Source organism: Rufibacter glacialis, assembly GCF_008271745.1.
Classification (GTDB): Bacteria; Bacteroidota; Bacteroidia; order Cytophagales; family Hymenobacteraceae; genus Nibribacter; species Nibribacter glacialis.
Window position 1 is genome coordinate 165,825 of the sequence record NZ_VKKZ01000026.1, and the last position, 14,403, is coordinate 180,227.

Annotated in this window: 9 protein-coding genes, 1 other RNA gene and 1 pseudogene; 1 reads left to right on the forward strand and 10 read right to left on the reverse strand. The window is 49.4% G+C overall.

What is annotated here, in order from left to right:
- Positions 1-27: 27 nt before the first annotated feature.
- The 9 genes and pseudogenes from FOE74_RS20945 to FOE74_RS20980 form a co-directional block, all read right to left on the reverse strand.
- Positions 28-600, reverse strand: coding sequence for a DUF6428 family protein (locus FOE74_RS20945; RefSeq protein WP_149100599.1), 573 nt, complete (start codon positions 598-600; stop codon positions 28-30).
- A gap of 37 nt (positions 601-637) precedes the next feature.
- Positions 638-970 carry an ArsR/SmtB family transcription factor gene (locus FOE74_RS20950; RefSeq protein ID WP_149100600.1) on the reverse strand — a complete coding sequence of 111 codons (333 nt, stop codon included), beginning with the start codon at positions 968-970 and terminating at the stop codon, positions 638-640.
- Between the two features lie 399 nt (positions 971-1,369).
- Complete coding sequence (locus FOE74_RS20955) at positions 1,370-2,887, reverse strand: right-handed parallel beta-helix repeat-containing protein (protein ID WP_188687105.1); 1,518 nt, start codon at positions 2,885-2,887, stop codon at positions 1,370-1,372.
- 1,781 nt (positions 2,888-4,668) lie between these two features.
- Entirely contained in the window at positions 4,669-5,496 is an 828-nt protein-coding gene (locus FOE74_RS21770) for a hypothetical protein (protein ID WP_373288728.1), read from the reverse strand.
- 18 nt (positions 5,497-5,514) lie between these two features.
- Positions 5,515-6,381, reverse strand: a pseudogene (locus FOE74_RS21775) (hypothetical protein); the annotation flags it as partial.
- A gap of 1,614 nt (positions 6,382-7,995) precedes the next feature.
- Positions 7,996-8,368: a transfer-messenger RNA gene (gene ssrA / locus FOE74_RS20965) on the reverse strand.
- A gap of 126 nt (positions 8,369-8,494) precedes the next feature.
- A complete protein-coding gene (locus tag FOE74_RS20970) occupies positions 8,495-9,199 on the reverse strand; it encodes a YjjG family noncanonical pyrimidine nucleotidase (RefSeq protein WP_149100603.1) in 705 nt (234 codons plus the stop codon).
- Between the two features lie 164 nt (positions 9,200-9,363).
- The gene (locus FOE74_RS20975; RefSeq protein WP_149100604.1) at positions 9,364-10,299 is read right to left on the reverse strand and encodes an acyltransferase family protein; all 936 of its coding nucleotides are present in this window, start codon (positions 10,297-10,299) and stop codon (positions 9,364-9,366) included.
- Positions 10,300-10,487: 188 nt separating this feature from the next.
- Positions 10,488-10,874 (reverse strand): ArsR/SmtB family transcription factor, encoded by a 387-nt coding sequence (locus tag FOE74_RS20980; protein ID WP_149100605.1) that lies wholly within the window; start codon positions 10,872-10,874, stop codon positions 10,488-10,490.
- Positions 10,875-11,050: 176 nt separating this feature from the next.
- Here FOE74_RS20980 and FOE74_RS20985 point away from each other — a divergent pair, with 176 nt between their 5' ends.
- Entirely contained in the window at positions 11,051-11,647 is a 597-nt protein-coding gene (locus FOE74_RS20985; protein ID WP_192576646.1) for a carboxypeptidase-like regulatory domain-containing protein, read from the forward strand.
- Between the two features lie 367 nt (positions 11,648-12,014).
- On the opposite strand, the gene FOE74_RS20990 is transcribed toward FOE74_RS20985, so the two are convergent.
- Complete coding sequence (locus FOE74_RS20990) at positions 12,015-14,345, reverse strand: M1 family metallopeptidase (protein WP_149100607.1); 2,331 nt, start codon at positions 14,343-14,345, stop codon at positions 12,015-12,017.
- Between the last annotated feature and the right edge of the window lie 58 nt (positions 14,346-14,403).

The following is a 14,403-nucleotide window of genomic DNA, read 5'->3' on the forward strand; positions in this document are numbered from 1 at the left end:
AGGAAAAGGGACAGTTAGCGGTGATGCTTAGCAGCAGCCGGAGCCCGGCGTGCAGCTGTTGCCCGGCAAGGTGGTCAATTCTACAAGTTGCACCTTCGGTTTTTCTGCCGTAGGGGCGGGGGCACAGCATTCTTCGCCGGAAGCCGTGGTGCCGCAACTGCCGCCCCGCTCAATGGCCTTGCACTGAGTGGCGTCTGGCGTAAGGTCTACTACCAGGTTCCCGTCCTGCACCGTGAACGCGGCCGGGTACATCTGGCGCGTGTCAAACTGCGAGTTCCCGAACTCTATCTTCACAATGCCCAGCGGGTTCAACGGCAGCACCTTTTCCACGACGGCAATGATGGAAAGTGCTTTGCTTACCGGCATGGCCTGGTCGCTGTCGCGCTGGCTGGGTTCCCATAACTGCACGATCACCTCGGTCCAACTGTTCATCTGGCCGCCGCAGTCCACAGAGACAATGGGGGCCTGCTTGATCTCCGTAATGTGGTAAGAGGCATCTACCCAGGCGCCCGCCGCATATTGGAACTGGAGCGGAAGGTGGGGGTGCTGTTCTAACTGGGCCTTGAAGGCCTTCCAGGTAAGAAGATTGGTATTGTTCATATCATTGCAATTTTACGATAAATAAAGGTAAATTTTTTTAACAGCAGTTGTCCTGGCATTGGATAGGCGAGGCAAGGAGTCCCAGGAAAATCTCCCGCACCTCTTCCCATTTCTGGGCATCAATGCAATAGCAGACGCTAGTGCCTTCTACGGTGCCCCTAATTAAGCCCACCGCCTTCAGCTCTTTTAGGTGCTGTGACACGGTGGCCTGCGCCAGCGGAAGTTCACCCACCAGGTCGCCGCAGATGCAGGTCTGCTTCTTGAGCAAATACTGGAGAATCGCTACCCTGGCCGGGTGGGCCAAGGCTTTCGCGTAGGCGGCCATCTGGTTCTGCTCTGCGGTGAAGTTCTGCGTTTTGGTGACTCCCATAGGGTGTTCTATTGATTTATCGTAAAGTTGCGATTAAGGTTGCGGAAATGCAAGAAGCTTTCCTTTTTTTTTCGGCGGCAGTCGCTCAGTTGGAACAGTAGGGTAGGTGTTCGTCGTGCTTTTTGAGGCAATGATATTATTTGAGACAGGGATACTCAAAGTTGTGGTTGTGATGAAGAGGGCGCCACTATTTTCAGTGTAAGTGCGATTGTGCTTTACCTGCTTTTAGGCTGATTTTGATAAATCAGGCTGTTTTGCCAACCCCTAATCCTTGGTTTCTAGAGGATAAACCTCCATGAAGACCTTTAAGACAATGCTTTAATTCCCAAGAACCTCCCACCACCTAAAGTTCTTTGCTTGAGGTGGCGGGAGGTTCTTGGATGTGTATTGTACAGGCTATTACTTGAGTTCATGCACGCCCGGCTCGGGGGCGGTGCCGCTGAGGCTGGGGTTGCCGTAGAAGTCCAGTGGGGGGCGCTTGATCTGGAAGAGGGCCTGCAGGTCCAGCCCCTTGTCTCGGAGGGGGGAGTTGGGCTGCAACCGGAAGCCAGCCAGGCTGTGGAGCTGGTAGGGGTCGGTGAGGGAGGTGGTGAGGGGGCCGGCCAGCATGGGGTCGGTGAACAGGCCCACCAGCCTGCCGTCCAGCTTCTCCTGGCCCGAGGCATTGGCCCATTCCTGCAGGCTGCGGTGGCCCCTGAAGGAGATGCCGTAACCTCCAGGAATTTGCCAGTAGGTGTTGCCCAGGAATTTATCACTTGAGGATGTGCCGGATATCATTTCGCCTTGACCAATAAAGATGTTGTTATAGAAGTTGAAATTTTGATTCGCAACAAACGATACAAATTGCAAAGCGCGAGCAACCCTATTAATTATTAAATTATTGTAAATGTGGCCATTAGAGAATTGCCTGCTGTCATTGCTGCCGTTCCAAAGGCTAAAACTACCATAATTAGGTAATCCGTCATCAATGCTGATAGAGTAGCGGACAGTGTTGTTAGCCCAATCCATTGCTTCGCTCCACTGATAAAGACCGTAGCCAGCCCCCTGATTTTCATAGGAGAGACAGTATTGGATGATGGAATTGGTAACTCCTCCGTCTAATGCGAATCCCCCTCCATCATGGCCGTTAGAAGTAGTTTTGTTTCGGTAGCTAATGGAGTGTTGGATGGTGATGCTGTCGCTGGAATGGGTCCAGATTCCGATTGGCCCATTTCCACCCCTAGGCATGTCCCAGCCGTTATTAGTGGCTACACAGCGGTCAATTAGGGCAACCTTGGTCATCTCTACCAAGATCCCGCTGCCGCTGTGGTTGTCGCCTACACTTGGATCACCTGGATTATTCTCAGCCACACAATCGCGCAGGGTAATGTTCCTGGATAAGTTCTTTTCATTATTTGGGAATGAATACCTGCCATTGCGCTGCTCGAAATCACCTGCTACGTGGATACCACTGAACCCGTTACTGCGGGCTACTACCCTGATGGCCTCTATATTATGGCAACTGTAGATTCGCAAGCCAGAGTGCTGGAAACCTTCTATTGTCACCTGCTCGACCGTGCCATTGGTTGCCCTGTTTAATTCAATGCCGTTAGCAGTGTTTCCCTCCTTTCGGCCCGCGCCCTTAGCGTTCAAATTAGCAATCCTGAAATAGTTGGACCTGACTACCGCTGCCTCCTTAGTGCCACCGTCAATGGTAGCTACTCCTGTGCCGAAACTAGTGATTGTGATGAGCTTTCCCTTGGATCCACTGTCTTCGGGGCCAAGGATGAGGGTGCCTGGAAAAACTGTGCCACCCTGCAAATACACTGTCTCCCCTGGTTCCAAGTTTGCAGTGTTGAGCCGTTCCAAGGTACGCCACGGCTTCTCCTTGGTGCCGGGGTTGGTGTCATCTCCTTCTTTGCTAAGGTAGTATCCCACAGCGACAGTAGCCTGGGGTATTTGAGGTCCTGGCTCATCTTCTTTTTGAGAAGCATCATTGCAGGATACACCTATAAAAGATGAGTAGATAATAATAATATATAGATTTAAAAAATTTCTTTTTGTATTTATTAAATTAAATATTAGAGATGAGTTTTGCATAAAAATTTGTGAGGTTATTTATAAAGTTCAAAGTAATAATAAAAAAGTTAGATTTAAAATACGAAAATATTATGATGATGGTTTTAACTATAAAAAAACCAATATTGTTTCTTGCCCTAGTTTTTGCAAAGGTTGTAATGTTAAGAAGTGAAGTTTTCTTCCTACACTAGGTGGTGTTAACAATCGACGAATGATTTGTGCGTTATGTTTTATAAGGCAAGGGGAGGTTAAAGAACGTTGCAGTTTTATGGCTAAGTTTGGGTAAATGTGCCTGTGAGATGTTGCCAAGTATGCAATTGACATTTGACGCACAACCAAAGATAAGCCAATTCCTCAATGCCATGTTTTGGGTGGCATGAAGCGGCGTTGAGAATTTCCTAAATGTACAATCTCTAAGATTCAGATCTCTTCTGCTGGTCATTCAGAGTATCTGAACAGACTATAAACAGGCTGAGCTACTGCTTGCTGGTGACTTACTGTAGTAGTGGGTAATTAAATGCTATGGCAGCAGTACGGCTTGATGGCACAGGTGTTCGCCTTTCCTAAGTTAGAAGGGACCACCTTATTATAAACTCCCTTTAAGTATAGGTATAAAATAAAGTGCTTCTCAACAGAGACAATCACTACTGCCTTCTCTCCACCAACTATTATAAGGGGGCCGCCGCCTTCTATGCTATTCTAGTATCTCGCTACAACTATCATAATTCTCTGTATACCTGTTTAAATATAATGATATTGTAGGATAATAGTGTGAGAATAAGATTGAATAGATTGTCCTTTGCTTGACCTGAAATAGATGAGGCTGCAAATAGATGAGGCTGCAAATAGATGAGGCTGCAAGTGAAGTTAAAATTTACGAAGCATTATTATCTATTCTACCACCTTAAGTTGGGTTCACCATAGCATTGCTCAAACACCCTTAGTAAGCTTTTGGGCCTCCTCAGGACTGAACAATGAGTTGCACCGTCTGCAATAACGGCTGGAAGCATTTAGGGTAGAAGGCGAACAGGTAGTACCTTCAACAAATAGTGAGTTCCACTCCAACAGTCCATAGGATTGCTGATGAACTGCCTAATATTGATAAATACTAATATAACTTTGCACCTAGTTTTATACTATGTGGACTTGAGGACGTAAAAAGGTTTTGATACTTTATGGAACCTTAGATTCCATAAGCATAGAAGGCGTGTGCTCGGAGGAGATAGCAGCCAATAGCACCTTAACCAGGCGCGGCAGAGGTCAGGACAATCAAAAGGGTTACACAAGAAATTGTCCAAAATACCTTGGTTTAGGCTGCATGCCATAACCCAACCGGTCAATTTACTGCTTTTCTAATTTTTTAAAGGCCTTGAATAGGAGCATCTACTGGCCCTTGCAGTTGTCTTCACCCGACAAATAGCTTTGATAAAGAAACTTCAACCAAATAAGAAGCAATCTTGTAGAGTGAGTTTGAGATAAAATTAAGCATTAGATAGCTTAGCCATTTTTTAGTAGAACTTGGGGTTAGGCAATTTATGCATACTAAGGCAGGCGGTAAATGCAAGCCAGGGGACTATAAGGCTTTCGTCCTCCTGGCTTGCATCTTGAATTCAAAGAATGCCCTATAGGTTATTTTCTGATTACTTGAGTTCATGCACGCCCGGCTCGGGGGCGGTGCCGCTGAGGCTGGGGTTGCCGTAGAAGTCCAGTGGGGGGCGCTTGATCTGGAAGAGGGCCTGCAGGTCCAGCCCCTTGTCCCGGAGGGGGGAGTTGGGCTGCAACCGGAAGCCGGCCAGGCTGTGGAGCTGGTAGGGGTCGGTGAGGGAGGTGGTGAGGGGGCCGGCCAGCATGGGGTCGGTGAACAGGCCCACCAGCCTACCGTCCAGCTTCTCCTGGCCCGAGGCGTTGGCCCATTCCTGCAGGCTGCGGTGGCCCCTGAAGGAGATGCCGTTGCCCCCGGGTACTTGCCAGTAGGTGTTGCCTAGGAACTTCTCTCCTGAGGAAGGGCCATCCACTATCAGGCCTTGGCCGATAAAGATGTTGTTGTAAAAGGTGAAACCTTTGTTGTTGCTGTCGCCAAAGAACTTTACGCCTGATGATCTTTTGCTGATAACCACATTATTATAGGCGAAAGCATTAGAGAACTGCTTGCTGTCATTGCTGCCATTCCAAATGGTAAAACCTCCATATTGGCCTTTCCCATCATCAAGGGAGATGGAATAACGGATTATGTTATTATCCCAATCTCCAGCTCCATCCCATTGGAAGAGGCCAAATCCAGCTCCATCGTTTTCGTAAGACAGGCAGTACTGAATTATAGAATTGGTCACGCCGCCATCGAGATCAAACCCGCCTCCATCTAATCCTCCGGCAGAGGTTTTGTTGCGGTAGCTGATGCAATGTTGGATGATGACACTGTCACTGGAGGCCACCCAAATGCCTACAGGGCCATTCCCAGTACGAGGCATGTCCCAACCGTTATTCGTAGCCGTGCAATGCTCTACGAGGGCTCCTTTGGTAAGCTCGATTAGAATGCCATTTCCACTATGGTTATCAAGAATAGTCGGATCTCCTGGGTTGTCTTCGGCAAGGCAATTTTTGAGGGTGATGTTGCGGGAGTGGTGGTCGCTATTTTCTGAGAGGAGGTATTTCCCATTTTGTTCAAGGAATTCACCAGTAACATAAATGCCGCAAAAGCCATTGCCTTTGGCAGTTACCTTTATGACCTCAATGTTGTGACAACTATAGATTTTTAAACCTGAGTGCTGAAATCCTTCCGTAGTTACTTGTTCAACAACACCATGGTGGGCCCTCGTTAATTCAATTCCGTTCGTTGTGTTTCCTGTTTTCCTTCCGGCTCCCTTGGCGTTGATGGCCTTCAAATGAAAGTAATTGCTTTTGATGATAACGGCTTCTTTATGTCCGCTATTTATGGTAGCTATCCCAAGGCCATAACTTGTAATTACCACGGGCTTTCCTTTAGCCCCATTGTCTAGGGAGTCAAGCAAGAGGGTTCCAGAAAATGTACTGCCCCCTTCCAAGTAAACTATTTCACCAGGCTCTAAGTCCACTGAGTTCACTCTTGCCAAGGTGCGCCAAGGTTTTTCCTTAGTGCCAGGGTTGGCATCATCACCATCTTTGCTGAGGTAGTAACTATTACTAATGGCGGTCTCTGGTATTATAGGTTCAGGGTCTTCTGTGCCTGAAAAGAAAGGGTCAGAGCAGGAAAGGAAAAGGGTAGAAGAAAGAAAAAGCACTAAATGAAGGTGTTTTCTTAGTGTCTTCAAGAAATTAGGAGAATGGTAGAAGTTGGCCATGTAGTGCAACGTAAAGTTATTTAAACAAAAGGGCATGAAAGGTTCAGCCTAATAAGTGTATTAGGTGAATTTTTATTGGTATTGTATTCGAAAATTTATAGATATACTCTATTAGAGTGAAAGAGGCATGAATTACTTGTGTTGGAATTGTTATAGCATGAGTGTTGTTTTTAGGGATGTATGCCCGGTTCGTATTTGGTATAAACAATTGTCTTGGCAAATATAGACAGCGTATTTAAATGATGCTTAATTAATTATCTAAGTAAATTAAAACTCCTAGGTATTCTTGTAGAAGAAATAGATGTGGATGTGTTTTATATAAATATTTTTATAATTGCACTAGTTATAATTAACGTAGAAGGGGACTTTCAATACTCTTGTCTTTAAATGTTCTTTATTGATATTTTTATACTAATTTTTTATGAAATATGTCTTAGGTTAAACATCGCGCTTTCGTCACGCATGCTTCCATTCCCTCCTGTAGTTCCAAGTCGCTAACTTCTGTAGAGTTGACTAGTGCTTTACCCATTGATGTTGAGCTATTATTAGTTGGAAGAAGACTTCTAACATGAATTCATAATTTTAGGTCATTATGGGATTCAATGCCGCCCAAAACCTTTTAGTAAGGTGACTGCTTTGAAAATCTAGTGAAGCGCTAAAAAAGTAACCATCAAAAATGCCTTTTGAAGGTGCCCATAGCGGGAGAAGGAAAGAAGGAGAAGGGTTAAGGTTTTAAACGATGACCTATTAAATGAGAAGGTGGCGGAAATAACCCAATTTAGTTCATGGCAACAATTCACGAATTTTTAATTCCAGAAGTATCAATGTTAGGACGTGACGTAGCAAAAGTTCTTGTCAAATTGGAAGCCGGCAGGCGAGTTCAAGTTGGACCAGAAGATACTGAACCCCCCTAATCTCCATGGGCGCTTAAACCCTCCCAGCAGTTGGATATGGGCGAGCAAAAAGTAGACATCGCCATAGGGAGTGCCTGCTCATCTTGCTCAGCGTGCTTCTATTGGGTAAGGCTCCGCTCTTTTATTTGGTGGGCAGCCGGAGGACATGCATGCGTTCCTTGACCTGACGCAATCGAAGCGTTTCTACAGGTTTGTCATGAATCAATATGACGTTTCAGGAGAGGACCCGGATAGGTTCAAGAGGAAGTCTTTATGGTATTTTCTATTGCATGACCTAGAGGCAGAGCACCTGGAAAACCTCAGCTTAGGCCTCTATCACAGGTTTCCCAAATGGATAGTTGGCAGTCAAGGAGCTGAAAGGAAGCCATCGCAATATTCCCTGATCCAAGTGATGAGGAAAGATAGCAAAATCATTATTAACGGGTACGTAGACAGGTCACCCGGAAGAAAGACATCTCCCCAATGCAAAAGAACATTTTCACTGGGATATTCAGAGGGTTGCGGTTGGGTGCCAACCTTCAAGTTGAAAGGGGGTAGCTGAGTAGTTGGAAAGGCCTCAAATAAAAAGTGAGTTTTGATGTTCAGTTAATTTAGGTTCCGTATAGGACAGATTTTATTCTTTAAGCATCAACTGACAAAAGAGAAAACTTTGTAATTATAGTTCTTGGATAGGGCTCGAGATATGCACAAAGTAAACAAAAAGCCCTTGCTACTATTCAGTAACAAGGGCTTTTATTAGTGGAGATGCAGGGATTCGAACCCTGGTCCAGACAAGGAAACTTGAGCGCTTTCTACATGTTTAGTCTTGGTTGGTTTTTCGTGTGGCTCCAGGCCCAAGCCTGGCCTATGAAGTCACCTTAGATGCTTTGGTTTCATGCAGGCCCCGCACCTTGGCCTACACTAGAACGGCATTACGATGCCCTGTGACCAGTTCCCACCGTTCCGAGGGACTGCAGGACAATGGCAAAATGCTTAGTACCTAGACTAGGCAGCCATGGCGTAGTTAGACTCGCCAGATAATGTTCGGTCAATTCTGATTTACGGGAAAACTGCCAACTCCCGACATGCTTACACCCAGCTTGCTCAAGCTGTCAATTCCGGTCATCCCCAATTGTGAAAGAACTTCCATGGCCTTTTACGGCCGATGCCGGCAAAAGTAACCAAATTATAGACAAATCCTACGGCGGCCCAGTTCCCGTTTTGCGGCTGTTCTGTCAAAATTTGGCCTAAAACGCTTACAGAAATTCCTTTAGCTGACTAAGGCAATGCACTTCATAGGTGGGGCGCAGGCGTGGTCGCTTCTTCTCTGGGTTAAAGAAAACCTGGTCAATGCCGGCATTCATAGCCCCCAGAATATCCGCTTCCAGGCTGTCTCCGATCATGAGGCTTTCTTTGGCGGTAACTCCGGCCCGCTCCAATGCATGCTGAAAGATCCGCTTGTCTGGCTTGGTGCAGTTGATGCACTCTGAGGTGATGATCTCAGAGAAGTACGTATCCAAGTTAGCTGATTTAAGCTTGATGTACTGCACGTCTTTGAACCCGTTGGTGATGATGTGCAGCACATACTTTTCCTGAAGGTAACCCAGGACCTCGTGGGTAAAAGGGAAAACGGCCGTTTTGGTAGGGCAGATATCGGTGAAGGCCTGGCTAATGCCCACAGGAATATCTGAAGCGTCCATGCCCAGGCCCGTGAGACACTTGATAAACCGGTTCTCGCGCAGTTGCTGCTGCGTGATTTTCCCTTTATGGTAAAGGTCCCACATGCGTTGGTTCACAAAGCTGTACTTCCGGTAAAAGGAGTCACGGGAGAAGTTGCCTAGCTCCTCCAGCTTGAAATGGTCATACAGGTGGTAAAGCGTCTCTTCAGAGTTCTTCTCAAAGTCCCAGAGCGTGTGGTCCAGGTCAAAGAACAGGTGACGGTAAGTTTTTGAAGTTCTCATAAAAAGCTGCGTTCCTTCTGGTAAGGCTACCAAAAAGCAAAGGTGTTATTTTAAAACCAATACGGCGGCTTTTAGTTTCAGGAAAGTAGAGAAGGTCATCCTGGATGACCGATTATCCGGTGAAATTCTGAAAACAAGGCCTAAGCTACCTTGGCATTACTGTCTTAGCTCGCTGTAGCCGGTTGAACAAGCCGCCGGCGCACTACCCATTGGCGCAAAGGCTCCTCTACCAAATGATAACCGACCACAGAGAGCAGGGTGAGCAAAAGCAAGACGCCCCAACGGTTAGACCATATATGGAAATACAACAGGTCAAACCCGAAGGTATAATGCGCCAGATAGAAAATATAGGAGCCTTTCCCCAGTTCTTCCCCAATCCGGGAGCCCAGTAGCCTAGAAGCAAAGGTTTTCCCCTGCACCAGCCCTAAAAGGAGAGCAGCTATGCACACAGGTAGCACCAGGTTGTTAAGGCCATGGAAGGTGACGGCCTGTTCCAGAGTAAGGTCACTTGGAGGGAAGCCCCGCACCAGAGACAGCAAAAGCATGCACAAAAGAATTCCTACCGCACCACTATATGTCAACAGACCCGGGGGAAATCTGAAGGGAAAGGAGATAGAGGAACCAGGAGAGGGAAGAACGTACTTCTTCGCTAGCCAAATCCCCAGCAAAAACTCGAAACCGCGGCCAAAAAAAGTAGACCTGATCATAAAGGTCCAGTTTGGTACAAAGCCATAGGGCAGGGGTAGCTGTCCTATGGCTGCCAACAGGGACCCCGCCAGCAGCAAGAGCAGCATCCACTTCAATAGGCCATAATTCCCCCAATGCCTGAGAAGCAAAGGAGCTAAGGCGTAGAAGCAAAGCTCCACGGTCATGGACCAGCCCACGCCCACTCCGGTAAAGGAAAAGTCAGCAAAGAAGCCCTGGAGCATGGTCAGGTTCAATACCCAGGAAGCGAAACCGAAGTCCTGCCGGAAGCACAGGGCAATGATGGTACAGAGCAGGTAAACCGGATAAATGCGGGCGAAGCGGTTTAACCCATACTGCCGACAGGCGGCAGAGCCTTCCTGCGCAAAGGTTTGGTTGTAACGGAGGGAAATCAAAAAAACCGCTCAGCACAAAGAAGAGGGAGACCCCTATGTGCGCCTCCTGGAACAGCCGGTTGAAGAAATCAGTTGCCACCGGGACCTGAGGCTGGGCATGGTGCGCAAATACCAGAAATGCCGCCACAGCCCGTAAACCGGTAAGGGCCGGGAAATAAAGTTTCTTGGAATCTAGGGAGATCATGTAGCTACAGGCCGGTGAAATGCCGCTGCTGCAGGCGGTTAATGGCCAGTTCACGGTTAGAGAAAAGCGTTTGGTACACTTCCTGGTCTTTCTGCAGCAATTGGTCTTTTTCCAGGTAGCCCAGCATCTGTTGCAGAAAATCCAGCATCTCGTCTTTGATGTAATAAAACGCCCATTGGTCTTGTTTGCGGAAAGATACCAGGCCGGTGTTTTTGAGGTAGATCAGGTGGCGCGAGGTTTTGGTTTGGGTAAAGTCCAGCACCAGTTCCAGGTCAGCGATGCACATCTCCTTGTTACGCATCAGCAAGTGGAGAACCCTGATCCGGGAGACATCACTCATGGCTTTGAATACTTGTTCACCAAAACTGACGTTAAAATTCTTGAGCCTCATGGAGTATCTCTTCGTAAAATTTATTTTAAAGCTCTTCGGCACAAAGTACCATAAAAAGCCTATACTTGTAAACGAACTTACCCATGACTACGCTAAATTCTCTCTCTTCTCCTCCCTCTTTGCGCATATGGGCGTGGCTAGGGCGCCTGTTTTTGGTGGTATTCCTTGTTTCAGGCATGAGCCTTTCCTCAGCCCACGGCCAGGGAGCCAAAAAAGTAATCCAGTTGACGGGGGTAGTGACCGCAGGAGATAGCCTTTTAGGGATTCCGGGAGCCAGCGTATACATTCCCAAGGCGGGCCGGGGCACCAACACGAATGAATACGGGTATTTCTCGCTGCCCGTGCTGGCCGGCGATAGCGTGGTGTTCAGTTCTCTGGGCTACGCGAAGCAGTCTCTGGTGATTCCGGAGCGGTTTGAGAAAGACAGCTATTCCATCATCATTGAGATGCTGGAAGACCCTACCATGCTGCCGGAGATCAGGGTGTTCCCGTACGCCACGTTCCGGGACTTCACCAAGGCGGTCTTAGCCATGAAGTCGCCCATTGAGGACATTGACCACGAGAACGCCATGAGCCAGCAGATCCTGGACCAGATGTTCCGCAATACCCCCATGGACGCTACCTCCAACCACCAGAACTACATGAACCTGCAGAATCAGCACCAGATGCGTAGGGGCGGCTACAACCCAGGGGCCACCAACCCACTGCTTGACCCCTTCAAATGGTATAAGGTCATCAAAGGCATTAAGAGCGGGGAGTTCAAGCGAGAATAAGAAACCCTTTTCATAAACACGAAGCAACACGAGGCTGCCTTACCCAAGGCAGCCTTTTTCTATGCGATCAAGGGCAGTTGGGCGCGGGGCCTGTGGTTCACCTGGTAGCTCCACGGCATGGGTGTTTCAACGGCGTTTTGACAAAAGAAGCCCTTAATTAAAGCACATCACCATAAGCGGAGTGATCGCCCAGCAGGCTTGAGCCGGAATGCTGACACGGGCCCTTTCATGCAGCCAACCTAGCTTTGGAAGGGAGAAGGACTGGCGGAAGTACGAAAGCAAAAAGCCTCTCCTTACACGAAAGGAGAGGCTTTGGCAAGAAGGTAGTTTTAGGCCTGTTTCCAAAGAGGAAGGCGTAAATCAAAGGCTAGTTCGTCTGCGGTCGGGCAGTGCCCTGGCGCTGCATCTGCTGCTGCAACGGGTTAGGCGTGATGCCCCGTGGTTGCTCTTTGAACAGTTCGAAGCGGCTAGGCTGCGGGCGCTGCGGATACGCGTTGTTGCTCATGTCAATGTCGGCGGTTTCCTGGAAAGGGTCCAGCATAAAGCTGGCCACTGGTTTCTCGGTCACAAACACCTTGGTGATTTCCTGGTCATTGTAGCGCCAGATCTCAGCGGGTATGCGCACGATCTGGTTCGTGCCGTCCTGGAACGTCATCTGCATGACCACCGGCATCACCAGGCCACCGTTGTTTTTGATGCCCACCTCATAGAAATTGAGGCCTTTCTCCAGCAGCGCGCGCTCTTCGGGGTTCAGAGACTGCAGGTACTTCTGGTACTGGGCCTTGCTTTCCTCGGTCACGGCCAGCGGGTCATAGGTGTTGTAGAAGTCGTTCAGTTCAGGCTTGACATCTACCAGCGTCTTGGGGATGTCCTGCAGGTTGCGCTGCTGCGAGAGGCTCTTGGGGGCGGCGTTGATCTCCGCTCGGCGGCGCGTGTTCTCTACCTGCGGGTTCCTGGTGTCCACGGAATACCAGCGCACGCCGATCAGTTCCTGCTCCACGTGGTCAGTGGTGTAGAACCAGCCGCGCCAGAACCAGTCCAGATCCGTGCCAGAGGCGTCTTCCATGGTCCGGAAGAAGTCAGCGGGCATGGGGTGTTTGAAGGCCCAGCGGCGGCAATATTCCTTGAAGGCGTAGTCAAACAGCTTGCGGCCCAGCACCGTCTCCCGCAGAATGTTCAAGGCGGTGGCCGGCTTGCCGTAGGCGTTGTTGCCCAGCTGCGTGATAGACTCAGAGTTGGTCATGATGGGCTGTTGCAGGCTCTTGTCCATCTTCATGTAGGTGACCATGTTGCGGGCCTCGCCGCGGCTAGACGGATAATCCCGTTGCCATTCCTGCTCGGCCAGATACTGCACAAAGGTGTTCAAGCCTTCATCCATCCAAGTCCACTGGCGCTCATCTGAGTTGATGATCATGGGGAAGAAGTTGTGGCCCACCTCGTGGATGATCACTGAGATCATGCCGTATTTGGTCCGTTCGGTGTAAGAACCGTCTTTCTCCGGTCTTCCGCCGTTGAATGAGAGCATGGGATATTCCATGCCGCCCACCGCGCCGTGCACCGAGATGGCCACCGGGTAGGGGTAGTCAATGGTGTACTTGGAGTAGACTTTGATGGTGTGCGCCACTACCTCCGTGGAATACTGGCCCCACAGCGGGTTACCCTCTTTGGGGTAGAAGCTCATGGCCATGGTGTTCTTGCCGGCGTAGTTCACGTTCATGGCGTCCCAGATAAATTTTCGGCTGGAAGCCCACGCGAAGTCCCGCACATCTTTGGCCACAAAGGTCCAGGTTTTCTTGCCTTTGGCCTTGCTTTTCTCGGCTTTCAGGGCTTCCTCCGGCGTCACGATCAAAACGGGCTTGTTGGCTTTCTGGGCCTGGGCCAGGCGGCTGCGCTGGGTGCTGGTGAGCACGTCTGTGTTCTGGAGCTCGCCGGTAGAGGCCACCACGTGGTCAGCGGGAACGGTGAGGCTCACCTTGTAGTCCCCGAAGGGCAGGGCGAACTCGCCGGTGCCCAGGAACTGCTTGTGCTGCCAACCGTTCACATCGTCGTAGACGGCCATGCGCGGAAACCACTGGGCCATCTGGTATTCGTAGTTGCCGTCTTCGGGGAAGAACTCATAGCCGCCACGGCCGCCCTGCTTGCGCTGGTCGTTGATGTAATTGAACCAGTCAATGCTGAACTTCACGCTCTGCTTGGGCTTGAGGGGCTGGGGCAGGTCAATGCGCATCATGGTGGCGTTGATCACGTAGGGCAGCGCTCTTCCGTTGGCATCTTTCACCGCCTTGATCTTGTAACCGCCGTCAAACGTCTGCTCCGCTAGGGCCTCGGCCACGCCGAAAGTAGGCTTGTCTGGGATCTTGCTGGTGCGGGTAAGGTTGGTTATAGAGTTCTTCTCAAAGATGTTCTGGTCTAACTGTACCCACAGGTAGGTGAGAACGTCTGGCGAGAGGTTGGTATAGGTGATGGTCTCCGAGCCGGTGAGCGACTGGTTGTCGTCGTTCAGCTCGGCTTTGATGGTATAGTCGGCGCGCTGTTGCCAGTACTCATGGCCGGGTGCCCCGGAGGCCGTGCGGTAGGTGTTGGGCGTGGGAAGCTCCTGGCCTAGTTGCCTGAACTTGGATTTATCGATGTTTTCCTGCGCCAGAACCGGTGCTGCCAGACTCAGGAGCAGCCCAGAGGCGAGTAAGAGTTGTTTCATCAGAAAAGGGGTGTTGGTTTGGTGTGGGTGAGAGAGCAAATTGGTTAATTCTGGGCAA

What these genes read in the sequence shown, in the direction of transcription:
- FOE74_RS20945 (WP_149100599.1), bottom strand. Translation starts at nt 600, where the DNA reads ATGAACAATACCAATCTTCTTACCTGGAAGGCCTTCAAGGCCCAGTTA.
- FOE74_RS20950 (WP_149100600.1), bottom strand. Translation starts at nt 970, where the DNA reads ATGGGAGTCACCAAAACGCAGAACTTCACCGCAGAGCAGAACCAGATG.
- FOE74_RS21770 (WP_373288728.1), bottom strand. Translation starts at nt 5,496, where the DNA reads ATGCCTCGTACTGGGAATGGCCCTGTAGGCATTTGGGTGGCCTCCAGT.
- FOE74_RS20970 (WP_149100603.1), bottom strand. Translation starts at nt 9,199, where the DNA reads ATGAGAACTTCAAAAACTTACCGTCACCTGTTCTTTGACCTGGACCAC.
- FOE74_RS20980 (WP_149100605.1), bottom strand. Translation starts at nt 10,874, where the DNA reads ATGAGGCTCAAGAATTTTAACGTCAGTTTTGGTGAACAAGTATTCAAA.
- FOE74_RS20985 (WP_192576646.1), top strand. Translation starts at nt 11,051, where the DNA reads ATGAGCCTTTCCTCAGCCCACGGCCAGGGAGCCAAAAAAGTAATCCAG.
- FOE74_RS20990 (WP_149100607.1), bottom strand. Translation starts at nt 14,345, where the DNA reads ATGAAACAACTCTTACTCGCCTCTGGGCTGCTCCTGAGTCTGGCAGCA.